A 23,705-nucleotide genomic window follows, 5' to 3' on the forward strand; every position below is an offset into this window, starting at 1 on the left:
ATGCGTCCCTCATGCACCAGGAGTGAATTATGTTTACAGGTCTTCCAGCGTTATCCCATGAGCAACAGCAGCAAGCGGTTGAACGCATCCAGGAATTAATGGCGGGCGGTATGTCGAGCGGACAGGCGATTGCGCAGGTGGCGCAGGAGATTCGTCAAACCTATAAAGGTGAAGCCATTCGGGCGATGTTCGAAGACGACGAGGATGAAGAAGACGACAACGAATAACGCCCGAACGGATTTTACAGCGCGGCGATGATTTTAATTTCGACTTTATACTTCGGGTTCATCAAACCGGCCTGCACGGTGCAACGCACCGGCGCATTGCCTGGCGAAACCCACGCATCCCAGGCGCGATTCATCGCCGGAAAATCGCTTTTCTCCACCAGAAAAATGGTGGCGTCGAGGATCTTGCTCTTATCCGATCCCACGCGCGTCAGAAGGGCGTCAATCACCGCCAACGCATTGGCGGTTTGCGCTTCCGCATCTTCATCCAGGTTTTCCGGTACGCTGGTGTAATAGACGGTTTGGTTATGCACCACGGCTTCCGACATACGGTGCTCTGGATCAATACGCGTAATGGTCATGCTGTTCTCCTTTAATTTTGCTGCGCTAGCCTGCCATATCCCAGGGGCGCATGTCATCTGTTGTGGTTGCCCGCCGGGAATCCTGACATAATTACAGTGGTTTTAATTTTTGATGTGAGGAAGTGTGGCAGACGATTTTGCAGCTGATGGCGCACTGGCGCAGGCAATTCCGGGCTTTAAACCGCGTGAAGCACAGCGCCAAATGGCCAAAGCGGTAACCGAGGCGGTGAAAACAGGCGGCGAGTTGGTAGTCGAAGCGGGCACCGGAACCGGTAAAACCTATGCCTATCTGGCGCCGGCATTGCGGGCAAAGAAAAAAGTCATTGTCTCCACCGGATCCAAAGCGTTGCAGGATCAGCTCTATAATCGCGATCTGCCAACCATCGCGCGTGCCCTGAAGTTCAGCGGCAAAACCGCGCTGCTGAAAGGGCGCTCCAACTATTTATGCCTCGAACGTCTTGAGCAGCAGAATCAAACCGGCGGCGATCTCAGCGTTCAGGCGCTGGGCGATTTGATCAGCGTGCGCGGCTGGTCGTCAGAAACCACCGATGGCGATGTCAGCAACTGCAACGGCGTGGCCGAAGACAGCCCGATCTGGCCGTTCGTCACCAGCACCAACGATAACTGCCTCGGCAGCGATTGCCCGCTGTATAAAGATTGCTTCGTGGTCAAAGCGCGCAAAAAAGCCATGGACGCCGATGTGGTGGTGGTGAACCATCATCTTTTTCTTGCCGATCTGGTGGTGAAAGAGGGCGGCTTTGGCGAACTGATCCCGGAGGCCGATGTGATGATCTTCGATGAAGCGCATCAGCTCCCCGATATCGCCAGCCAGTATTTCGGTCAGCAGCTGTCGAGCCGTCAACTGCAGGACCTCGCCAAAGACATCATCATCGCCTATCGCACCGAAGTGCGTGATGTGCAGCAGCTACAGAAATCTGCCGATCGTCTGGCGCAGTGCGCGCAGGATTTTCGTTTGACGCTCGGCGAACCGGGTTTTCGCGGCAATCTGCGCGATCTGCTGAGCGATAACAACATCATGCGCATGTTTACCTTGCTGGATGATGCGCTCGAACTCTGTTACGACGTGATCAAACTGTCGCTGGGGCGCTCCGCGCTGCTGGACGCCGCCTTTGAGCGCGCGGCGTTGTATCGCACGCGCCTGAAACGGCTGCGCGCCATTGACGAGCCCGGCTTCAGCTATTGGTATGAGTGCAATAGCCGCCATTTCACGCTGGCGCTGACGCCGCTGTCGGTGGCGGAACGCTTCCGTGAAGTGATGGATAACCGCAAAGCTGCGTGGATTTTCACGTCAGCCACGCTGGCGGTGAATGAGCAGATGAGCCATTTCTCCAGCCGCCTCGGGGTGGATAACGCTACTACGATGATCCTCGACAGCCCGTTCGATTACACCCAGCAAGCGCTGCTGTGTGTGCCACGCAACATGCCGGAACCCAATCATCCCGGCGGCGCGCGCCAGCTGGCGCGCATGATGAAGCCGCTGATTGATGCCAACAAAGGCCGCTGCTTCTTCCTCTGCACCTCGCACAAGATGATGCGCGAGTTAGCCATTGAGTTTCGTGCTTCCATGACGTTGCCGGTATTGCTGCAAGGTGAAACCAGTAAAGGACAGCTGCTAAAGCAGTTCCTGGAAGCCGGTAACGCACTGTTGGTCGCCACCAGCAGCTTCTGGGAGGGTGTTGACGTACGCGGCGATGCGCTGTCGCTGGTGATCATCGACAAGCTGCCATTTACCTCGCCGGAAGATCCGCTGCTCAAAGCCCGCATGGTAGATTGTCGCCTGCGCGGCGGCGATCCCTTTAATGATGTGCAGCTGCCCGATGCGGTAATCACCCTGAAACAGGGCGTGGGGCGTTTGATTCGTGATACCGAAGATCGCGGCGTACTGGTGATTTGCGATCAGCGCCTGGTTTCTCGCCCCTACGGCGGCCTGTTCCTGAACAGTTTGCCGCCCACGCCGCGCACCCGCGATATTGCGCGCGCCATCGAATTTGTCCGTCAGCCAGTGGATCACTAATTGTGCCAGGCTGTGATAAGATGCGCGCCATTTTGACTCTCTGAGGTTGTTATGTCCGCCCGAATTTTAGCCCTGGACACGGCGACAGAAGCCTGTTCTGCCGCGCTGCAAAATCTGCAGCAGATTGATGCCCGCTTTGAAATCGCCCCGCGCGATCATACCCAACGTATTCTGCCGCTGGTGCAGGAGCTGTTGCAGGCGCAGCAGCTGGAGCTGACCGCGCTTGACGTGCTGGCGTTTGGCCGTGGACCGGGCAGTTTTACCGGTGTGCGTATCGGCATTGGCATTGCTCAAGGGCTGGCGCTTGGCGCGAATCTGCCGATGATTGGCGTCTCCTCGTTAGCGACCATGGCGCAGGGCGCGTGGCGTTTGACCGGCGCGACGCGCGTGCTGGCCGCAATCGACGCGCGCATGGGCGAACTCTATTGGGCTGAATATCAGCGCGACGAAAACGGTGAATGGCAGGGCGCGGAAACCGAAGCGGTGATCAAACCCGACGTGGCGCAGCAACGTATTGCCGCATTAGGTGGCGAATGGACGGCTGTTGGCACCGGCTGGCAAGCCTATCCGCATCTGCTCACCTCGCCAGGCGCGCAGCTTATTGCCTCAGAGGTATTGTTACCGGCGGCGGAAGATATGCTGCCGCTGGCGCTCAGCGCCTGGCAGCGTGATGAAGCGGTTGCGGTGGAGAATGCCGAGCCGGTTTATCTGCGCAATGAAGTGGCATGGAAAAAGTTGCCGGGACGCTAGGCCGCGCGCAACTTATCTTCGCGTGCTCAGTCTAATCAGAGAAATAACAGGAGAAGTGCTATGCCAATAAGTCGTAAAGGGATGTCTGGCGCTCTGTTAGCCTGCGCAATGCTGCTCAGCGGCTGTGTTTCGGTGCCAGATTCAATTAAAGGAAGTTCTGAGCTTCCACAGCAAGATTTACTGCGCGTGATGAACGCGCCGCAACTGTTTGTCGGTCAGGAATCACGCTTCGGCGGGAAAGTGGTGAAGGTCACCAATCTCAACGGCTTAACGCGCGTGGAAATTGCGACCCAGCCGCTGGATGAGAGCGCGCGTCCGCGTTTAGGCGCAGCTTCGGTTGGCCGCATCTTTGCTGACATCCGCGGCTTTGTCGATCCGGTCGATTTGAATAACCAATACATCACGGTGCTGGGCAACATCAAAGGCACCGAGAAAGGCGATATCGGTAAGGCCAGCTACAACTTTGTGGTGATCGATGTGCGCGGCTATCAGCGCTGGCATCTGACGCAACAGGTGATGACGCCGCCGCAGCCGATTGATCCCTACATCTGGTATGGCCCAACGCGCCATCGTCCGGGATATTGGGGACCCAATCCGTATTGGGGTATGAACCTCGGCCAACCGGCGCAGGTACAAACTATCCTCACCGAATAAGCTATTAATGGTGTTATTTACGGCCCGGTCGCGGTGCGTGCGAACGGGCCTTTTTATTGGGCGCGCAACCGATGCGCGAAATTTAGTGATGCGCTTCGCAACCTGAAAATGCCGAAACAGGCAAACTGGTACAATCAGTTAAAATATTGTTAACAACATTGATTGTCGAGGCGGCGATGGCTACGCAACAGGATTATCGGGGTGATTCTTTGAATAAGGTTTGGCTCAAACGCTATCCGGCAGATGTCCCTGCGGAAATTAATGCGGATCGTTACGCTTCTCTGGTCGATCTTTTCGAGCACGCAACAGAGCAATACGCCGATCAGGTGGCTTTCATCAATATGGGCCAGCCGATGACCTATCGGCAGCTGGAAAAGCAAAGCCGCGCCTTTGCCGCCTGGCTGCAGCAAGGTTTAGGGTTGAAGCAGGGCGATCGCGTGGCGCTAATGATGCCCAATCTGCTGCAATATCCCGTCGCGCTGTTTGGCGTACTGCGCGCTGGCATGGTGGTGGTCAACGTCAATCCGCTCTATACGCCGCGTGAACTCAAGCATCAGCTCGTTGATAGCGGCGCCAGCGCCATAGTGATCGTCTCGAACTTTGCCCACACGCTGGAAAAAGTGGTGGCCGAAACGCCGATCAAACATGTGATGTTAACGCGTATGGGCGATCAGCTGGCGCCGGTGAAAGCCACGCTGGTGAACTTCGTCGTTAAATACGTGAAAAAGCTGGTGCCAAAATACCATCTGCCGGGCGCGGTCCCGTTCCGCAGCGCCTTGTCGCAGGGCGAACAGATGACCTATCAACGCCCAACCGTGACCAATGACGATCTCGCTTTCCTGCAATATACCGGCGGTACCACCGGCGTGGCCAAAGGCGCGATGCTGACGCACCGCAATATGCAGGCTAATCTGGAACAGACTAAAGCTACTTACGGCAAGCTGCTGCGTCCGGGCAAAGAGCAAGTGGTGACCGCGCTGCCGCTCTATCACATCTTCGCGCTGACGGTGAACGGGCTGTTGTTCCTTGACCTTGGCGGCACCAACCTGCTGATCACTAATCCGCGCGATATTCCCGGCTTTGTTAAAGAGCTCAGCAAGTTCCCGTTTACCGCCATTACCGGCGTGAACACCTTGTTCAATGCGCTGCTGAATGATGCCAATTTCAATAAGCTCGATTTCTCTACGCTGCGCCTGTCAGCCGGCGGCGGCATGGCGGTGCAAAAAGCGGTTGCCGAGCGCTGGGAAAAACTCACCGGACACTATCTGCTGGAAGGTTACGGCCTGACCGAGTGTTCGCCGCTGGTGTCAGTGAATCCGTATGACATTACCTGTCATACCGGCAGCATCGGTTTGCCGGTGCCGTCCACCGATGTGCGCATCGTCGATGATGAAGACAAGGATGTGGCGCCAGGTGAACCGGGCGAGCTGTGTATTCGCGGTCCGCAGGTGATGACCGGCTACTGGCAGCGCGCCGACGCTACCGATGAAGTGCTGAAAAATGGCTGGCTGCATACTGGTGATATTGTTACCGTTGATAGCGAAGGCTTTATTCGCATCGTCGATCGTAAGAAAGACATGATTCTGGTGTCAGGCTTTAACGTGTATCCTAACGAGATCGAAGATGTGCTGATGCAGCATGAGAAAGTGCGTGAAGCCGCGGCGATTGGCGTTCCCAGCGATCTGTCGGGCGAAGCGGTAAAAGTGTGCATCGTGAAGAAAGATCCTTCACTGACGAAAGAAGAAGTGCTGGATCATTGCCGTCGCCAGCTCACCGGCTACAAAGTGCCGAAGATTATCGAGTTTCGTGACGAGTTGCCGAAGACCAACGTCGGCAAAATATTGCGTCGCGAATTGCGTGATGAGGCGAAGCGAGAAGGGCAGTAACGCGCCATTCTCCTCAGGTTAACGCCGGCACAGTCCGGCGTTTTTATTGCTTTTAACATGGAGCGCTGCGCGTAGTTTGCCGCAGCGAGAAAGACAACGTGAATTACACCCTGATCGACCAAAATGACCAACTGGCCGCCGTGTGCGAGAAAGCACGCCAGCACGCCGCCGTGGCGCTGGATACTGAATTCGTGCGCACCCGCACTTACTATCCGCAGCTCGGCCTGATTCAGCTGTTTGATGGCGACCAGCTGATCCTGATCGATCCGCTTAATATCAGTGACTGGACGCCGTTTGTGGCGCTGTTGCAGGACAAGCAGGTCACCAAATTCCTGCACGCCGGCGGCGAAGATCTGGAAGTGTTCCTGCATCGCTTTAAATGCCTGCCCGATCCCATGATTGATACGCAAATTCTGGCGGCATTTACCGGCCAGGCGTTGTCGTGGGGCTTTGCCTCGATGGTGATGCATTTCAACCAAATCGAGCTGGATAAAAGCGAATCGCGTACCGATTGGCTGGCGCGTCCGTTGACCGAACGTCAATGTGAATATGCCGCCGCCGATGTCGCCTATCTGCTGCCGATTGCCCATCAGCTGGTGGCGCAAACTGAAGAAGCTGGCAACATGGCGGCGGCGCTAAGCGAATGCAAGATGCTGTGCCAGCGCCGCCTGGATGTGCTGCAACCGGAAGAAGCCTGGCGCGACATCACCAATGCGTGGCAACTGCGTCCGCGTCAGCTTGCGGCGTTGCAACGTCTGGCCGCGTGGCGTTTAAACCTCGCGCGTCAGAAAGATATGGCGGTGAACTTCGTGGTGCGCGAAGAGAATCTGTGGAAAGTGGCGCGCTTTATGCCGGGCAGCCTTGGCGAGCTGGATCATTTAGGGCTGAACGGCCACGAAATCCGCTTCCACGGTAAAGCGATGGTGGCGCTGGTGGCTGAAGCGCAGGCGCAGGATGAAGCGACTTTGCCACAGCCGCTGCCCAATCTGATCGATCATCCGCACTACAAACAGGCGTTCAAAGCCATTAAAGCGCTGGTGCAACAGGTGAGTGAAGAGAGTGGTTTCAGCCAGGAACTGCTGGCATCACGTCGGCAGATTAATCAGGTGCTGAGTGTGCATTGGGGATTGAAAAACGCGTCGCGCACACCTGAGTTACAGACAGGCTGGCGGGGCGACTTGCTGAAAGCGGGTATCAACGAGATTCTGCAGGCACTTTAATGCGAGCATTTTCCCCTGCGCAACACCGCAGGGGAAAATCAGGAAACCGCTTTAATCATTTAGGAACGTCTTCCGGCTCCGGCAGTGTCACGTTGAGCTCGAGGATCGAGATATCATCCCCTTTCTGATCCAGCTGAACGGTCACCATATCCGGGTCAATTTTTACGTATTTACAGATCACTTCCAAAATATCGCGCTTCAGCTGCGGCAGATAGTGGGGCTCACTGTCGCCCCTTCTGCGTTCGGCTACGATAATCTGCAGCCTTTCCTTGGCTATATTGGCTGTGTTCTTCTTACGGGATAAAAAGAAATCAAGTAATGCCATTGGTTATCCCCCGAACAGGCGTTTAAGGAAACCCTTCTTCTCTTCTTCGATAAAGCGGAAGGGGCGTTCTTCGCCAAGCAGGCGATCTACGGTATCAGCATAGGCTTTACCGGCGTCAGCGTTTGCGTCGAGGATCACCGGCTCACCCTGGTTAGAGGCGCGCAGGACAGATTGATCTTCCGGGATGACGCCAACCAGAGGAATGCGCAGAATTTCCAGCACATCTTCCATGCTCAGCATATCGCCACGGGTTACGCGGCCAGGATTGTAACGGGTCAGCAGCAGATGCTCTTTCACCGGATCCTGGCTGTTCTCTGCACGACGGGATTTCGAAGAGATGATGCCGAGAATACGGTCGGAGTCACGTACTGAAGAGACTTCCGGGTTGGTGGTGATGATGGCTTCATCGGCGAAGTACAATGCCATCAGCGCGCCGGTTTCAATACCTGCTGGTGAGTCACAGACGATAAAGTCGAACTCCATCGCCGCCAGATCGTTCAGCACTTTTTCAACGCCTTCACGCGTCAGTGCATCTTTATCGCGCGTCTGTGAAGCCGGCAAAATGTAGAGTTGCTCTGTGCGCTTGTCGCGAATCAGCGCTTGATTCAGCGTTGCATCGCCCTGAATGACGTTTACAAAGTCATACACCACGCGGCGTTCACAGCCCATGATCAAATCCAGGTTACGCAGACCGATATCGAAATCGATGACGACGGTTTTTTTGCCTTTCTGCGCTAACCCGGTAGCGATGGCCGCGCTTGACGTGGTCTTGCCAACGCCCCCTTTACCCGATGTAACTACAATAATGCGTGCCATAAATGTTGATTTCCTTAACGAAAGAAAAGGGGCTTAATTAAGTGTCTGAATGGTAAGCGCGCCCTCTATCAGGCTGAGGCGCGCCGCTTTACCAAAGAATTCCGCCGGGATTTGATCGATCATCCAATATTCTCCGGCAATAGAGACCAACTCTGCGGCGAGGTTGGTGCAAAAAATCTGGCTGTCGCGTTGTCCGCCGACGCCAGCTAACGCGCGACCGCGCATCATGCCGTAAATATGGATGTTACCGTCGGCGACCAGTTCGGCCCCGGCGCTGACGCTACTGGTGACGATGAGATCGGCATTGCGCGCATAAATTTGCTGGCCCGAACGCACCGGCGTATTAATGATGCGGGTTTTACTGGCGGCATCCGCCACCACCGCCGGAACAACTGGCGCGGCTTCAGCGACCGGCGCCGCGACTTGTTTGCGGCTCTCTTTACCTTCAGAGAGCACCGGCAAGCCCGCGCGGGCAATCATTTTTTTCAGGGCTTCATCTTTGCATCCGCTGACACCAACGATACGCAGACCGGTCGCCATCACCGCTTGTTGCATCTGTTTCCAGTCAATGTCGCCGGTTAACGCTGATACATTCAGCACCACCGGCGCATTCAGCAAAAAGGCCGGTGCCTGATCGATTTTGTCCTGTAGCGCCTGACGAATCACCTCGGGTTGCGAATGATGCAGATGAACGACTGACAGGGTAAAACTGCTTCCCTTGAATTCGATTGGCGTTTGCGACATCTGTGCTGACTCAGTCCTGTTTTACGACCCTTAAATGTTCGCCGATAAAATCGGCAATAACATCAAACGGTCAATATTCGAAGTTCTGCAAGCATGTTATAGTTACTGCTATATTCAGGCAAGTGACGCCATCGGTTAATTCGAGTAAAAAATATGTTTTGTGTGATCTACAGAAGCCCGCAACGTGAACAGACTTATCTGTATGTTGAAAAAAAAGACGATTTCTCACGGGTGCCGGAAGAACTGCTGCGTGGCTTCGGCAAACCCCAGCTGGCCATGGTGCTGTCACTGGATAAGCGTGACAAGCTGGCTAACGCGGATATCAATAAAGTTAAGCAAGGTTTAAGCGACCACGGCTTTTATTTGCAAATTCCACCGCCGGTTGAAAGTCTGCTCAACATTCATCTCGGTCAGGGTAAAAAAGATTAATTCAGATTCCTCTGTAAATATATCCTGTAGAAATAATCAGTGCTATTTGCGTTAATTAACTGCCCGCTTTAACCTTTTATTGCGGGCAATTATCCGGGCGTTTAGCTGATTTTGTTGTACACGATTAATGACTTTTGACAATTTCCGCCACGCCTGCCGCCATAAACCCGCTAATATATTCCACCTCAGCGTGCCGCGTTCCGGCTCTGAGCCAGACTTCATCGCCAGATGCACTGGCGGCAAACACAACCAAAGCAGGGGAATAGCATGTATCAGCATCGTAACTGGCAGGGCGCTCTGTTGGATTATCCGGTCAGCAAAGTGGTTTGCGTCGGCAGCAACTATGCGAAGCACATAAAGGAAATGGGAAGTGCCACGCCAACCGAACCGGTAGTGTTTATCAAACCGGAAACCGCGGTATGTGATCTGCGCCAGCCGCTGTCAATCCCGGCAAATTTTGGTGAAGTGCATCATGAGGTGGAGCTGGCTGTGCTGATTGGCTCGACGCTGAAGCAGGCGAGCGAAGAGCATGTGGCGAAGGCGATTGCCGGTTATGGCGTCGCGCTGGATTTGACCTTACGTGACGTGCAGGCCGGGTTGAAGAAAGCGGGCCAACCGTGGGAAAAGTCCAAAGGTTTCGATAATTCGTGTCCGCTGTCAGGTTTTATTCCGGTTGCTGAGTTCAGCGGCGATCCCCAGAACACCGAACTGAAGCTCATGGTTAACGGCGAAGTGCGTCAGCACGGGACGACCGCCGATATGATTCACAAAATTCTGCCGTTAATTGCCTACATGAGCCAGTATTTCACCCTGCGTGCGGGCGATGTGGTGCTGACCGGTACGCCTGAAGGCGTTGGCCCGATGCGTTCTGGCGACAAGCTGGAAGTATCGCTGGCGGGTCACGGTATTTCGACGCGCGTTCTGTAAAACTTGCATCACCGCACCTGAACCTTTATAAGGTGCGGTCTCTTAGCTAACCCGGACCGCCATCATGACTGAACAACCTTTCTGGCAGACTAAACGCCTTGACCAAATGAACGACGCAGAGTGGGAATCCCTGTGCGACGGCTGCGGCCAATGTTGCTTGAATAAGTTGCAGGATGCGGATACCGACGAAATCTACTTCACTAATGTGGCTTGCAATCAGCTGAATATCAAAACCTGCCAATGCCGTAACTACGAGCATCGTTTTGAGTTAGAAGAGAATTGCATCAAGTTGACGCGTGAAAACCTCACCAGTTTTGAATGGCTGCCGCGTACCTGCGCCTATCGCGTGTTAGGGGAAGGCAAAACCTTGCCGGCCTGGCATCCGCTGATCGCCGGTTCTAAAAAGGCGATGCATGCGCAGCGCATTTCAGTGCGTTTTATTGCGGTGCGTGAGAGTGAAGTGCGGGATTGGGAAGAGCATATAATCGATCGACCGGATCGCAACGGTTAAAGATAAAACAGGCAGCCAAGGCTGCCTGTTTTTTTGTGTTTAACGTCCGAACAGATCGCGGCGTTTCGGTTTGAACGGTTGTGCAATCAACACCAGCAGCGCCACCAGCAGATAAGCGCCGAAAATCACGATCATCCACTGCGGCATGCTCCAGGTCAGGAAAGTCCAGCCGCGCTCGGCGCAGTCACCGCTGGCCACAAACACCGAGGGCAACCATTTATCCAGTGGCAACCAGGCTGGGAAACGTGCGGCAAAGTCGCAGGTGACAAACGGATTGGGATGCAGCTGAATCATGGTGTGATCGTAAGAGAGACGAGTGCCTTCAATCGCGCTATAAATCCAGATGAGGATCGCCGCCCAGCGCAGCGGGGTTTTCGGTGCAATCGCACCCACGATGCCCGCGCCCATCACGCCAAACAGCGCGCAACGCTCATAAATACACATTACGCAGGGTTGCAGCCCCATGACGTGCTGAAAATACAACGCCGTCAATTCAAACGCTAGCGCCGTCAGGGCCAGCAGAAGCCAGGCACCGCGTCCACGCGAGCATTGATTCAAATATCGCAACATATTGCTTTTCCTGTAACCGTTATTGTTTCGCAGTGTAAACCAAAAGCGCAGCCGTGCCAGCCAGGTAAAGGGAAAAAATCATGTACAAAAATGACTTAAGTCGCGTTGAGGCCAAAAAAGATCCGGCCATGCGCTTCATCCGATAAGTGCAAGCCACGGGCGCAGCGCAATCGTGTGCTTGCCTGCGTTGTTTCATCTGAATCCACGGCTGAATTTTGCGCCAGCGCGCGCTTTTAATCGGTTGGCAGGCTATTTCCGCTATAGCCGCTCTGGTATGATGAGTCGCATTACGATAAAGAAAGCAACGAGAAATAAATGCTATGGTGATTAAGGCGCAGAGCCCCGCGGGATTTGCGGAAGAGTATATTATTGAAAGCATCTGGAACAGTCGTTTTCCGCCGGGATCCATTCTACCTGCCGAACGTGAGCTTTCTGAACTGATTGGCGTGACCCGCACCACGTTGCGTGAAGTATTGCAGCGTCTGGCGCGCGATGGCTGGTTGACCATTCAACATGGTAAACCGACGCGCGTTAACGATTTTTGGGAAACCTCCGGTTTAAACATCCTCGAAACCCTGGCCCGACTCGATCACGATAGTGTCCCACAGTTGATTGATAATCTGCTGTCGGTGCGGACTAACATCTCCTCGATTTTTATCAGCCGTGCGCTGCGTCATCATCCAGATAAAGCGCGCGAAGTGCTGGAAAATGCGCTGATCGAGGAAGACAAAGCCGAAGCCTATACCGAGCTGGATTATCGCGTGTTCCGCGGCCTGGCGTTTGCATCAGGTAACCCGATTTATGGTCTGATTTTAAATGGCCTGAAAGGGTTGTATACCCGCGTGGGTCGTCACTACTTCTCCAGTCTGGAAGCGCGTGAACTGGCGCGTAACTTCTATCGCCAGCTGGCTGACCTGTGCGTGGCCAATCCTTCGCAGGAGCAGATTGTCGATAGCGTGCGTGAATACGGACGCCGCAGCGGTGAGATTTGGCACAAGATGCAGAAAAGCATGCCGGACGATTTAGCCAGCAAGCGATAAATGAAAAACCGGACTTCGACAGTCCGGTTTTTTTTGCCTTATAACGTTGGGCCGCGCGTGGGCGAACGATCCAGCAACTCGACGCTGCCGTCTTCATTCTGCTGTTCCAGAATCACATCAAAGCCCCATAAACGGTGGACATGCTTCAACACTTCTTTGCGGCTCTTATCGAGCGGCGCACGCTGTTGCGGCACATAACGCAGCGTCAGTGAGCGATCGCCACGCAAATCCACGTTGTAGACCTGAATGTTAGGTTCCAGATTGCTCAGATTGTACTGCGCCGACAGCTGCTGACGAATGGCGCGGTAACCCGCTTCATCATGGATCGCCGCAATTTCGAGGAAATTGTTGCGGTCATCATCCATCACCGTGAACAAGCGGAAATCACGCATCACTTTTGGTGACAAGAATTGGCTGATAAAGCTTTCGTCCTTGAATTCACGCATGGCGAAATGCAGGGTTTTCAGCCAGTCGGAACCGGCAATGTCCGGGAACCAGTAGCGATCTTCTTCGGTCGGTGTCTGACAGATGCGTTTAATGTCCTGGAACATCGCGAAGCCCAGCGCATACGGGTTGATGCCGTTATACCACTGGCTGTTATACGGTGGCTGATACACCACGTTGGTATGGCTGTGCAGGAACTCCATCATAAAGCGTTCCGACACTTTGCCTTCGTCATACAGATGATTAAGGATGGTGTAGTGCCAGAAAGTGGCCCAGCCTTCGTTCATCACCTGCGTCTGTTTCTGCGGATAAAAATACTGGCTAACTTTGCGAACAATGCGCAGCACTTCACGTTGCCAGGATTCCAGCAGCGGCGCATTTTTTTCCATAAAATAGAGCAGGTTTTCCTGCGGTTCAGAAGGGTAGCGCGATGCCTCAACGTGCACCGACTCTTTCTCTTTACGCGGCAGGGTGCGCCACAGCGTATTCACCTGACTCTGCAAATACTCTTCGCGGCTCTGCTGGCGCGCCTTCTCTTCCTGCAGCGAAATTTTCTGCGGACGCTTATAGCGATCCACACCGTAGTTCATCAACGCATGGCAGGAATCGAGCAGCCGCTCAACTTCCTCCACGCCATAGCGCTCTTCGCAGTCGGTAATGTAATTTCGCGCAAACAGCAGGTAATCCACAATCGAACTGGCATCGGTCCAGCTGCGGAACAGATAGTTATTTTTAAAGAAAGAGTTGTGACCGTAACAGGCGTGCGCCATTACCAGCGCCTGCATGGTCATGGTGTTCTCTTCCATCAAATAGGCGATACACGGATTGGAGTTGATGACGATCTCATACGCCAGGCCTTGCTGACCATGCTTGTAGCGCTGTTCCGTTTCGATGAATTTCTTGCCGAACGACCAGTGCGCATAGTTGATCGGCATACCCACGCTGGAGTAGGCATCCATCATCTGCTCGGAGGTGATCACTTCAATTTGGTGCGGATAGGTTTCCAGTCCGTAACTTTTGGCTACGCGGTCAATTTCCGCCAGATAATCATCCAGCAGTTCGAAGGTCCAGTCGGGACCATCACTGAGTCGTTTACTGTTGCGGGTTGGCTCGTCAAAGATTGTCGTCATAGCGCACCTCTGTTTTGCAAGCGGCAGGAGTTACCTGTCACGATCGTTTAAGGCCTCATCCTGAGTAAAGATGGCCCAAAAAACTGAGCGAACACTTCAATGATAGTCCACTGTCGCCTATCCGAAACTGAATCTCAATCGAATTCTTTTGGCAGAAAATCATTCAAAAAGCGTTAGTTAAGCCAATACTGATGGCAAATGTTGGCTATTATTCATTTAGCAGAATAATGCTCTGTTTATAAGTGGATTGTATGACTGCGGCGCTTTCTCCTGAAAAAAGTCAAAACCGCTGCCCTCCGCATAATAAATTGCTGATTAAGGGATTTAAGGCATAAAAAATCCTGATTTTGCCGCTGTTGCATGATTTCAGTGTGCAGTCAGGTAAAAAACATGTGAAATAAGTCGGTCGAATGTAAGATTTCAATAGCGGTCGGGTTATGCTGTGTTGGGCTGGGTTAATAGTTAATTATTCTTTTGCTGCGACGAGGGGCTTATGCGCGTAGTGATTCTTGGTAGTGGTGTGGTTGGGGTAGCGAGCGCATGGTATCTGGCGCAGGCCGGACATGAGGTCACGGTTATCGATCGTCAACCTGCCGCCGCGCTGGAAACCAGCGCCGGTAATGCGGGACAGATTTCACCGGGCTATGCTGCGCCCTGGGCGGCGCCGGGCGTTCCGCTGAAAGCGGTCAAATGGATGTTCCAGCGTCACGCGCCGCTGGCGGTACGTCTTGATGGCAGCAAATTCCAGCTGGAATGGATGTGGAATATGCTGCGAAACTGCGACATGCAGCACTATCAAGAGAATAAGAGCCGCATGGTGCGCATTGCGGAGTACAGCCGCGACTGCCTGAAAACGCTGCGCGCCAGCACCGGCATTGCCTATGAAGGTCGGCAGGGCGGCACGCTGCAGCTGTTCCGCACTCAGCAACAGTTCGAAAGTGCCAGCAAAGATATCGCCGTGCTGCGCGATGCGGGCGTGCCCTATGAGTTGCTGGAAGCGCATCAGCTCAAAAATGTCGAACCTGCGCTGGCGGCCACGGCGCATAAACTCACCGGCGGTTTGCGTCTCCCTAACGACGAAACCGGCGACTGCCAACTGTTCACCCAACGTCTGGCTGCGATGGCAGCGGCGGCGGGCGTAACCTTCCGCTACAACACCTCGGTTGATCAATTGTTGCGTGAGGGCAATCGCATTTATGGCGTGAAGTGTGGCGATGAAGTGATCAAAGCCGATGCTTACGTGGTGGCATTCGGTTCCTATTCAACCGCGCTGCTGAAAGACATTCTCGCCATCCCGGTTTACCCGTTGAAAGGCTATTCGCTGACGATTCCAATCAAGAATGCCGACGCCGCACCGGTTTCCACCATCCTCGATGAAACTTACAAAGTGGCGGTGACGCGCTTTGACGATCGCATTCGCGTGGGCGGTATGGCAGAAATTGTTGGTTTTAACACCAAACTGTTGCCAGCACGACGTGAAACGCTGGAGATGGTGGTCCGCGATCTCTATCCTGAAGGCGGATTTGTCGAACAGGCCACGTTCTGGACCGGACTGCGTCCAATGACGCCAGACGGTACGCCGATTGTCGGGCGCACGCCGCTCTCCAATCTCTATCTCAATACCGGTCACGGTACGCTGGGATGGACGATGGCTTGTGGTTCCGGTCAGCTTCTGGCTGATTTAATTTCCGGTCAGAAACCGGCGATTGCCGCAGATGATTTGTCAGTGCTGCGCTACCTGCCAGGTTTTGAGCCACATTCTTCGCCACTGCGTAACGCCAGCGCGGCGCGCTGAGACCTCAGGGAGAGTAAAAGCATGTCACGTCCAACCGGTGCCACCATCAATCAACAGGCACTGCGTCATAATCTGGCCGTTGTTCGCCGGGCGGCCCCGCAATCACGCGTCTGGTCGGTGGTAAAAGCCAATGCGTATGGTCACGGTGTGGCTCGCGTGTGGCAAAGCCTGGCAGAAACCGATGGTTTCGCGCTGCTGAATATGGAAGAGGCGATCCTGCTGCGTGAGCAGGGCTGGAAAAAACCGATCCTGCTGCTGGAAGGTTTCTTTCATGCCGAGGATTTAGCGCTAATCGATCGTTACCGCCTCACCACCAGCGTGCACAGCAACTGGCAGATTCAGGCGCTGGCAAAAGCGCAGCTGTCGGCACCGGTCGATGTGTACCTCAAAATCAACAGCGGCATGAACCGGCTTGGTTTCCGTCCTGAGCAGGCTCATGCGGCGTGGCAAAAACTGCGCGCTCTGCCGAACGTCGGTGCAATGACGTTGATGGCGCACTTCGCTGATGCGGAGAATCCGCAAGGAGTCGTTGAGCCAATGAAGCGCGTCGAACTGGCGGCGGAAGGGCTCGATTGTCCGCGTTCCCTGTCTAACTCTGCGGCTACGCTGTGGCATCCTGAAGCGCATTTTGACTGGGTGCGTCCCGGCATTATTCTCTATGGCGCGTCACCGAGCGGCGACTGGCAGGATATCGCCAGCACCGGATTGCAGCCGGTGATGACGCTCACCAGCGAAATCATTGGCGTGCAGCAGCTGAATGCCGGTGACGGCGTGGGTTACGGTTATCGCTATCACGCTAGCGGCACCCAGCGTATCGGCATCGTCGCCTGTGGCTACGCCGACGGTTATCCGCGTCATGCGCCCACCGGCACGCCAGTCAGCGTGGATGGCATACGCACGCAAACGCTGGGCGCCATCTCCATGGACATGATGATGATCGATTTAGAACCTTACCCGCAGGCCGGCATCGGTTCAAAGGTGGAGCTGTGGGGCAATCAGGTGAAGATCGATGAGGTGGCAAAAGCCGCCGGAACGGTGGGCTACGAGCTGATGTGTGCGCTCGCGCCACGCGTTCCGGTTGAAGTTATTTAAGCGCGGTCACGCGACCGTGCATTTTCTTACTGCAGCGCCAGGCGGTCAGTGCCAGCGCTGCACCCAGCAGCATCATCAATGCCAGTGACGACTTCTCAGCAACGGGCAATGCTACGATTGCCATGCTGCCGCCCGCACCACACGCCATCTGAATAAATCCCTGCAGTGCTGAGGCCACGCCCGCTTGCTGCTGATACGGCTCCAGCGCGTAGCTGGTGGCGGGACCGACCGTGAACGCCAGGCCAGCAACGGAAACCGCCACGGGAATCATGTACAGCGCCCAATGGTTTTGCCACGCCGCCGGTAACAGCGTGGTGCCCATCATCAGAAGAATTGCGCCGATCAACATGGTGGCGAAACCCATCGCCAGGCAGAACGGGCGTCCCGCTTTGCGAATGGTTTTGTTTACGAACGCGCTAACCAGCATGATCCAAAATCCGTTGGCGCCAAAGGCGAAAGAGAATTGCAACGGCGTCAGGCCGCCTTCGGTCATCAGCACGTGTGGCGCCAGAGACACATAGGTCAGCACCATGCCCAGCGCGCCGGCATTGGCAAAGGCAAAGGCGAGAAAGCGCGGTTCACGGGCGATGGCAGCATACTGCGCCAGCGGTAAACCTTTAACGCGTAAGGTGTCCGCCGGGCGCGTTTCGGGCAGCCACAGCAGGACGATCAAGCCGATCACCACCGCATAGCCGCACAGGAACCAGAACGGCATCCGCCAGCCGTAGGCTTCGGCGAGGATCCCACCCAGCAGTGGCGCCAGCGCGGGAACGATATTCAGCGCACCATTGAGAAAGCCGTAAGCGCGTGCGGCATCCTCGCCACTAAGACGGTCACGCACGCCGCTGAAGGCCACCACCGCCGTGCAGCACACCGCGCAACCCTGAATGATGCGGGCGAGGAAGAACACCGGCCACAGCGTGCTCGTAGCGGCAATCGCGCTGCCAATGATGTAGAGCGCGAGGCCGATTAACGCGAGCGGCTTACGACCAAAATTATCCACCAGCGGACCGGTAATCAATTGGCCAATGCCCATCACCAATAAAAACAGAGGAATCGTGATTTGGATGAGGCTCACCGGGCTGTTAAGACCTTCGGCGATTTGCGGCAATGTCGGGAGGTAAAGATCAATGCCAAGCGGCGCCAGCAGCACCAGGCTAAGAAGTATTAAGGTGAATTTTTGCATTACGAACCGGACGACCTGTTAAACAATCCGGAAGGGTAATGACTCTTAGGGGAAAAAGAAAGGGATAATAAAAGCGATGCCTGCCGAAGTGCACAGACATCGCCTCGAGGGTATTAGTAAGCGCCGTCGCGACGAACCACTACGCCAGCGGTTTTGAACAGAATCGCAATGTCAGTCCATAACGCCCAGTTTTTCACGTACCAGGAATCGAAGTAGACGCGCGTATCGTAGTCAATGTCGTTACGTCCGCTGACCTGCCACAAGCCGGTCATGCCCGGTTTCGCCATCAGGTAGTAATCCACATCACCGGCATAACGCTCCAGTTCTGCTTCAATCACCGGACGCGGACCGACCAGACTCATTTCGCCACGAATCACGTTCCACAGTTGTGGCAGCTCATCAAGGCTGGTTTTGCGCAGGAAGTTACCAATTTTGGTCACACGCGGATCGTTTTTCAGTTTGAAATCACGGTCCCATTCGGCACGCGCTTCCTCGCTGGTCGCCAGCAGGTTTTGCAGCACTTCCTGCGAGTTGGTCACCATTGAGCGGAACTTCAGGCACTTAAACTTCACGCCATCTTGCCCAACGCGTTCATGACCATAAATCGCATTGCCGCCGTCACGTTTCACCATCGCACACAGCAGTCCAAATACCGGTCCGAGGAACAGCAGCAGCATGGATGCCACCACGATATCGAAGGTGCGTTTCAGGAAGCGCGAAGAGCGTTTCGCCAGGTTGTTGCTGACGCGCAAAATCATCACTTCATGGCTGAAGATGAATGACATATCGGTGCCATACAGCGGCACGCCGCGCAGCGTTGGGATCACGGAGATTGAACGGCACTTCATTTTGGACAGGAACTTCAGCCATTTATCGCGCACCACTTGCTGCTCAAATTCGGTGGCGACGATAAATTGCGTGTTGTCACGGTCCATGGTTTGCCAGTTGATGTCTTTCCAGGTGATCACCGGAACGCCATTAACCTTCTCATGCTGTTGGTCATCATCCAGCGAGATAAACGCCTGCACGTTATAACCGAGGATCTCCTCGCTCTGCAGCGCCGCATAAGCTTCCATGGCATTTTTACCGGAACCAATGATGATGGTTTCCTTCTGCCACTGACCTGCGCGGTTGATGGCGCGTTTTACCACGGCACGCATCAGCGGCAGCAACAGCAGAGCGTAAGTCCAGCTAAATACCCAAACCATGCGCGAGAAGTCCCATTTTGAAAAGGCAATCAACGCCAGATCAAGCAGAGAGAAGACGAACAGGGTTTTAAACACTTCTTTCAGTTCAAACCAAAACGGCTTGCGATAAGTGTAGTGACGCATACGCACCCAGAACCAGGCGGTGCAAAGAATAGAAAGGCTAAATTGGGCAATAAACCGGTATTCAATCTGCTGGGGCGGAATAAAGGTATCCAGTTCGCCCCAAATACCTTGAACGGTGGCGGCAGATAAAAACAATGCCAGATTTAATGCAATTAAATCCGAGAAACTAAGTGCGACTTTTGCGATGAGGTTTTTGCGTAGTCCGCTCCACGAGCGGGTTGCATCATTCATTATCAAAGTACTTGCCATAAAACCTGCTCTCTTTTCTTAAGTAAAAGATGGCCTGACCAGAATCAAGTACGCGCTCAGGAGTGGTCCGCTGAAAAATGGAAAGAATAATTCTTTCAGCGAGATATAAGTCAGTGCTGCCATAAGCGCTGCAAGGAAAGGACCGTTTGAGACGTGATGCACGTCACGAAAAGCTGCAGCAACGTTTAAGAGTATGCAGGAGTTATTTGACAGAGTTAATATGGAAATAGTCTGAAAAGGAAATAAATGACTAAAGAAATAATTGGCTATTTAATTGAAATGTATGGTTAAAAGTTAATTAATCGCGAATATTACACTTCATTTTAAGACAGCTTTTCGGAATGACCGCCATTCACATCAATGGCGGCGCCAGCCAATCAGGTGGGTTTTTTTAATACCCACAGGTCCTGCTGCTTGTCATAGTGTCCGATTTGCAGATCGACAGCCTCTTCATCAATCCATGCCGGTACACTGGTATCCACATCCCAGCCGTCGAGTTGGTCACTCAGGCCGGGATTGGTATGGCAGGGAATACTGACAGTGTCGCCATTGTCACTATTGAACTCTGCATCAACGATTTCATATTGACCAATCTTCACCACGCGTCCCATTACATTCTCCCGTATTTGCTGGGTTGAATAGTGAGCATAGTCGTTCACACGCAGTTTACGAGCGATAAAGCCTCGGATTAATCCTTGTCTTCGCTGACGCGCACGCCGACCTTCACAATCTGGTTATCTTCTTTCTCTGCTACCGTCCAGGTTAACTGCTTCCATTCCACCTGATCGCCAACCACTGGCGTGCTGCCGAGCAAACTCATTACCAGCTGTCCTAGCGACTGCTGATCGTTGGTCTGTTCATCTAACTCCAGGCCGTAAATTTGCGCCACGTCGCGCAGGCGCGCTTCGGCATCCAGAATAAAGTCGCCGAAGAAGCGTTGATCCAGCGATACCGGCGGCGATTGGCTGAACATTTTACCCAGTGCGGGAAGATCGCGCTCACGGCCAATCACACACAGCACATCGCCTTCTTTCAGGCGCGTATTGCCGTTGGGATGCATTAACGCGTTATCACGGAACAGGGCGGCGATGCGGGTTTCGCGCGGCATCTGCAAATCACGCAGCGCTGCGCCGACGCACCATTTGTCGGCGCTCAGCTGGTAAATAAATTGTTCCCACGGATTCTCCGGATGGATATCCAGCCCAACCCGGCTAATCGGCGAGGCGGTTGGTGGCACCACCACTTTGGCGCGTTTGGCGGCATAGCCCAGCGAGGTACCTTGCAGCATCAACGACACCAACACTACAAAGAAAGCGATGTTGAAGTAGAGCTTGGCGTTCTCCAGCCCGGCCATCATCGGAAATACGGCGAGGATGATTGGCACTGCGCCACGTAAGCCCACCCAACTGATGAAGATACGTTCGCGTCCGGTGAAGCCTTTGAACGGTAACAGACCAACCAGAATCGACAGCGGGCGCGCTACCAGAATCAACCACAGCGACAGAATCATCGCCGGCACCGCGATGTGCCACAAATCGGAGGGTGTCACCAGCAAGCCCAGCACAATGAACATGCCGATTTGGCTCAGCCATGCCATACCATCAAAAGTTTGCAAAATACCGTGGCGGTTGCGAATCGGGCTGTTGCCCAGCAGGAAGCCGCAAAGATAAACCGCCAGAATGCCGCTGCCTTCCATCACGGTGGTGAGCGCAAACACGATGATGCCGCCACTCACCGCCAGCAGCGGATATAAACCCTGCGCCAGATTGATACGGTTAATCAACTGCTGCAGCGCCCAGCCGCCGCCCAGGCCCAATACGATGCCAAGACCAAACTGCTGCACCAGATGCACCACAAACATCCAGCTCAGGCCGGACTGGCCTTGCTGAATCATGTCGATCAGCGTGATGGTGAGAAACACCGCCATCGGATCGTTGCTGCCGGATTCAATCTCCAGCGTGGAGCTGACACGTTCATTGAGGCCTTTATCACCCAGCAGCGAAAATACGGCGGCGGCATCGGTAGAACCGATAATCGCGCCAATCAGAAAGCCCTGCATCAGATCGAGCTTAAACAGCCAGGCAGCGGCAACGCCGGTTAACCCTGCGGTGATCATCACGCCAACCGTCGCCAGCGATAATGCCGGGCCGAGCGCCACCTTTAGCGAAGACGCTTTGGTGCGCATCCCGCCATCAAGCAAGATGATGGCTAAAGCGAGGTTGGAGACCAGATAGGCGACGGGATAGTTGTCAAAGGCGATGCCACCGATACCATCAATCCCGGCCAACATGCCGAGAGCGAGGAAGATCACCAGAATCGGAATGCCAAGGCGTGATGAAAAGGAACTGAGCAAAATACTTGCTGCTACCAGCACGGACCCAATAATGAACAAACTGTAAATCATGCTGGTATTCAACGGCGTTCTCCTGCGGTGGGGCAAAAAAGACAAACTGCGGGCGATTCACACAGACAAGGTGGAAAGATAATGCCTTATCAATAGCTTGTCAGCGCTTAATTGCACATTTTTTCATTCTGTGGGGCCGCATCCCATACACAGCTAAATTTGTATGAAAAAACAACAGGAAATGGCGCGAAGTGAGTGGGGCTGCTGCAAAGAAAAAGCCGGTCAGTGACCGGCTTATGGACTCAGGCTTCTGCAGCCTGTTTGTGGAAAAGTTCTCTAAATACCGGATAGATGTCTTCTGGCTCGCGAATATGTTGGATTGCGAAGTTATCAAACATCGCCTGCAGATGTTCATACTCGCGCCACAAGGTCTGGTGCGCGCGACGCGTAATCTCGATGTAGCTGTAATAACGCACAACCGGCAGAATATGTTTGGCTAAGATCTCGTGGCAGAGCGGTGAATCATCGGCCCAGTTATCACCATCCGACGCTTGCGCCGCATAGATGTTCCACTGTGACGGGTCATAACGCTCTTTAACCACCTCATCCATCAACTTCAGTGCACTGGAAACAATGGTGCCGCCCGTTTCCTGCGAGTAGAAGAACTCCTGTTCGTCGACCTCTTTCGCCTGAGTGTGATGGCGAATGTACACCACGTCGACGTTCTTATAGGTACGGCTCAGGAACAGATACAGCAGAATGTAGAAACGCTTCGCCATATCTTTGGTGGCTTGATCCATCGAACCTGACACGTCCATCAGGCAGAACATCACGGCCTGGCTGGAAGGTTCTGGTCGCTTCTCGAAGTTTTTGTAGCGCAGGTCAAAGGTATCGATAAACGGCACGCGGTCGATGCGCGCGCGCAACTCAGCGATCTCTTTACGTAAACGCTCCTCTTCCAGTAACTGCGCCGGTTCGCTGGTTTCCACTTCGGCTAGCGTAGCTTCCAGTTCGTTTAACATGCGGCGTTTACCCGCCGTCATCGCCGTACGACGTGCTAGCGAGTTCTGCAGCGAGCGCACCACGCTGATGTTAGCCGGCGTACCGTTTGAGGTGTAGCCCGCGCGATGGGTTTTGTACTCGTTTAACTGCCGATGCTGATTCTTGCGCAGGTTCGGCAACGCCAAATCTTCGAACAGAAGATCGAGATATTCATCTTTAGATATCTGGAAGCTGAATTCGTCCTGGCCTTCACCATCCTGACTGGCGTTGCCCTGGCCGCTACCGCCGCTGCCGCCGCCACCTTGCGGACGTTCAATGCGATCGTTTTGCACGAAATGGTCATTCCCAGGATGCACGCGATGGCGACTGCCGCCGCGGCCCTGATGGAAGCTCGGTTCATTAATATCGTCAATTGGAATCGAGACCGATTCGCCGCTCTCGACATCGGTCACCGAACGCTTGTTGATGGCCTCGGAGATCGATTGCTTGATTTGCGACTTATAACGGCGCAGAAAGCGCTGCCGATTGACGGCGCTTTTGTTTTTACCGTTGAGACGCCGATCGATAAAATAGGCCATAAAAATCCCCCAAACTGCATTGCAAGCTTAGGCCGGGAAAACCCGGCCTCCTGTTGCAGCA

General features: G+C 54.2%; 23 protein-coding genes. 12 read left to right on the forward strand and 11 right to left on the reverse strand.

Annotated elements, in window-relative coordinates; translation table 11 throughout:
* The first annotated feature begins 29 nt into the window (after nt 1-29).
* Entirely contained in the window at nt 30-227 is a 198-nt protein-coding gene (locus PZBJ_RS21465) for a YoaH family protein (protein ID WP_008110398.1), read from the forward strand.
* A gap of 14 nt (nt 228-241) precedes the next feature.
* Here the strand turns inward: PZBJ_RS21465 and PZBJ_RS21470 are convergent, their stop codons facing one another.
* Nucleotides 242-586, reverse strand: coding sequence for a RidA family protein (locus PZBJ_RS21470; protein ID WP_101764194.1), 345 nt, complete (start codon nt 584-586; stop codon nt 242-244).
* Between the two features lie 124 nt (nt 587-710).
* On the opposite strand from PZBJ_RS21470, the gene PZBJ_RS21475 reads away from it, so the two are divergent.
* The 5 genes from PZBJ_RS21475 (at nt 711) to rnd (ending at nt 7,131) form a co-directional block, all read left to right on the forward strand.
* Nucleotides 711-2,621, forward strand: coding sequence for a DNA repair helicase YoaA (locus PZBJ_RS21475; RefSeq protein ID WP_101764195.1), 1,911 nt, complete (start codon nt 711-713; stop codon nt 2,619-2,621).
* 51 nt (nt 2,622-2,672) lie between these two features.
* Complete coding sequence (tsaB, locus tag PZBJ_RS21480) at nt 2,673-3,371, forward strand: tRNA (adenosine(37)-N6)-threonylcarbamoyltransferase complex dimerization subunit type 1 TsaB (protein ID WP_101764196.1); 699 nt, start codon at nt 2,673-2,675, stop codon at nt 3,369-3,371.
* Between the two features lie 60 nt (nt 3,372-3,431).
* Nucleotides 3,432-4,025: a Slp family lipoprotein gene (locus PZBJ_RS21485; protein ID WP_101764197.1), complete on the forward strand. Its 594-nt coding sequence runs from the start codon at nt 3,432-3,434 to the stop codon at nt 4,023-4,025.
* A 209-nt stretch (nt 4,026-4,234) separates the two neighbouring features.
* Entirely contained in the window at nt 4,235-5,911 is a 1,677-nt protein-coding gene (fadD, locus tag PZBJ_RS21490; protein WP_146001316.1) for a long-chain-fatty-acid--CoA ligase FadD, read from the forward strand.
* Between the two features lie 98 nt (nt 5,912-6,009).
* Nucleotides 6,010-7,131 (forward strand): ribonuclease D, encoded by a 1,122-nt coding sequence (gene rnd / locus PZBJ_RS21495; RefSeq protein WP_101764199.1) that lies wholly within the window; start codon nt 6,010-6,012, stop codon nt 7,129-7,131.
* Nucleotides 7,132-7,186: 55 nt separating this feature from the next.
* On the opposite strand, the gene minE is transcribed toward rnd, so the two are convergent.
* Genes minE through minC form a run of 3 tightly spaced genes read right to left on the reverse strand, consistent with a single transcriptional unit; the run spans nt 7,187 to nt 9,016 of the window.
* Complete coding sequence (gene minE / locus PZBJ_RS21500; RefSeq protein ID WP_007889661.1) at nt 7,187-7,456, reverse strand: cell division topological specificity factor MinE; 270 nt, start codon at nt 7,454-7,456, stop codon at nt 7,187-7,189.
* A gap of 3 nt (nt 7,457-7,459) precedes the next feature.
* Nucleotides 7,460-8,272 (reverse strand): septum site-determining protein MinD, encoded by an 813-nt coding sequence (minD, locus tag PZBJ_RS21505; protein ID WP_007889662.1) that lies wholly within the window; start codon nt 8,270-8,272, stop codon nt 7,460-7,462.
* A gap of 33 nt (nt 8,273-8,305) precedes the next feature.
* On the reverse strand, nt 8,306-9,016 hold the full coding sequence (gene minC, locus PZBJ_RS21510) for a septum site-determining protein MinC (RefSeq protein ID WP_101764200.1): 711 nt from the start codon (nt 9,014-9,016) through the stop codon (nt 8,306-8,308).
* 153 nt (nt 9,017-9,169) lie between these two features.
* Here minC and PZBJ_RS21515 point away from each other — a divergent pair, with 153 nt between their 5' ends.
* The 3 genes from PZBJ_RS21515 to PZBJ_RS21525 all read left to right on the forward strand — a co-directional run bounded on the left by PZBJ_RS21515 (nt 9,170) and on the right by PZBJ_RS21525 (nt 10,883).
* A complete protein-coding gene (locus PZBJ_RS21515) occupies nt 9,170-9,445 on the forward strand; it encodes a YcgL domain-containing protein (RefSeq protein ID WP_101764201.1) in 276 nt (91 codons plus the stop codon).
* Between the two features lie 267 nt (nt 9,446-9,712).
* Nucleotides 9,713-10,372 (forward strand): fumarylacetoacetate hydrolase family protein, encoded by a 660-nt coding sequence (locus PZBJ_RS21520; RefSeq protein WP_101764202.1) that lies wholly within the window; start codon nt 9,713-9,715, stop codon nt 10,370-10,372.
* A 64-nt stretch (nt 10,373-10,436) separates the two neighbouring features.
* The gene (locus PZBJ_RS21525; protein ID WP_008110381.1) at nt 10,437-10,883 is read left to right on the forward strand and encodes a cysteine cluster protein YcgN; all 447 of its coding nucleotides are present in this window, start codon (nt 10,437-10,439) and stop codon (nt 10,881-10,883) included.
* Between the two features lie 39 nt (nt 10,884-10,922).
* Here the strand turns inward: PZBJ_RS21525 and dsbB are convergent, their stop codons facing one another.
* Nucleotides 10,923-11,453 carry a disulfide bond formation protein DsbB gene (gene dsbB / locus PZBJ_RS21530; RefSeq protein ID WP_101764203.1) on the reverse strand — a complete coding sequence of 177 codons (531 nt, stop codon included), beginning with the start codon at nt 11,451-11,453 and terminating at the stop codon, nt 10,923-10,925.
* A 320-nt stretch (nt 11,454-11,773) separates the two neighbouring features.
* Between dsbB and fadR the strand changes: the two genes are divergently transcribed.
* On the forward strand, nt 11,774-12,493 hold the full coding sequence (fadR, locus tag PZBJ_RS21535) for a fatty acid metabolism transcriptional regulator FadR (RefSeq protein ID WP_101764204.1): 720 nt from the start codon (nt 11,774-11,776) through the stop codon (nt 12,491-12,493).
* Nucleotides 12,494-12,531: 38 nt separating this feature from the next.
* Here the strand turns inward: fadR and PZBJ_RS21540 are convergent, their stop codons facing one another.
* Entirely contained in the window at nt 12,532-14,067 is a 1,536-nt protein-coding gene (locus PZBJ_RS21540) for a SpoVR family protein (protein WP_101764205.1), read from the reverse strand.
* 493 nt (nt 14,068-14,560) lie between these two features.
* Here PZBJ_RS21540 and PZBJ_RS21545 point away from each other — a divergent pair, with 493 nt between their 5' ends.
* Nucleotides 14,561-15,862 carry a D-amino acid dehydrogenase gene (locus PZBJ_RS21545; RefSeq protein ID WP_101764206.1) on the forward strand — a complete coding sequence of 434 codons (1,302 nt, stop codon included), beginning with the start codon at nt 14,561-14,563 and terminating at the stop codon, nt 15,860-15,862.
* 21 nt (nt 15,863-15,883) lie between these two features.
* The gene (dadX, locus tag PZBJ_RS21550) at nt 15,884-16,954 is read left to right on the forward strand and encodes a catabolic alanine racemase DadX (RefSeq protein WP_101764207.1); all 1,071 of its coding nucleotides are present in this window, start codon (nt 15,884-15,886) and stop codon (nt 16,952-16,954) included.
* Here dadX and PZBJ_RS21555 read toward each other — a convergent pair.
* The 5 genes from PZBJ_RS21555 to PZBJ_RS21575 all read right to left on the reverse strand — a co-directional run bounded on the left by PZBJ_RS21555 (nt 16,947) and on the right by PZBJ_RS21575 (nt 23,644).
* On the reverse strand, nt 16,947-18,140 hold the full coding sequence (locus PZBJ_RS21555) for a multidrug effflux MFS transporter (RefSeq protein ID WP_101764208.1): 1,194 nt from the start codon (nt 18,138-18,140) through the stop codon (nt 16,947-16,949). The genes dadX and PZBJ_RS21555 overlap by 8 nt on opposite strands.
* A gap of 113 nt (nt 18,141-18,253) precedes the next feature.
* Nucleotides 18,254-19,720 carry an undecaprenyl-phosphate galactose phosphotransferase WbaP gene (gene wbaP, locus PZBJ_RS21560; protein WP_101764209.1) on the reverse strand — a complete coding sequence of 489 codons (1,467 nt, stop codon included), beginning with the start codon at nt 19,718-19,720 and terminating at the stop codon, nt 18,254-18,256.
* A gap of 377 nt (nt 19,721-20,097) precedes the next feature.
* Nucleotides 20,098-20,331, reverse strand: a complete 234-nt coding sequence (locus PZBJ_RS21565; RefSeq protein ID WP_101764210.1) for a DUF1480 family protein — start codon at nt 20,329-20,331, stop codon at nt 20,098-20,100.
* 77 nt (nt 20,332-20,408) lie between these two features.
* Nucleotides 20,409-22,136, reverse strand: a complete 1,728-nt coding sequence (locus PZBJ_RS21570) for a potassium/proton antiporter (RefSeq protein ID WP_101764211.1) — start codon at nt 22,134-22,136, stop codon at nt 20,409-20,411.
* Between the two features lie 230 nt (nt 22,137-22,366).
* A complete protein-coding gene (locus tag PZBJ_RS21575; RefSeq protein WP_101764212.1) occupies nt 22,367-23,644 on the reverse strand; it encodes a YeaH/YhbH family protein in 1,278 nt (425 codons plus the stop codon).
* Nucleotides 23,645-23,705 lie beyond the last annotated feature (61 nt).

This window comes from Pantoea endophytica, assembly GCF_002858935.1.
Classification (GTDB): domain Bacteria; phylum Pseudomonadota; class Gammaproteobacteria; order Enterobacterales; family Enterobacteriaceae; genus Pantoea; species Pantoea leporis.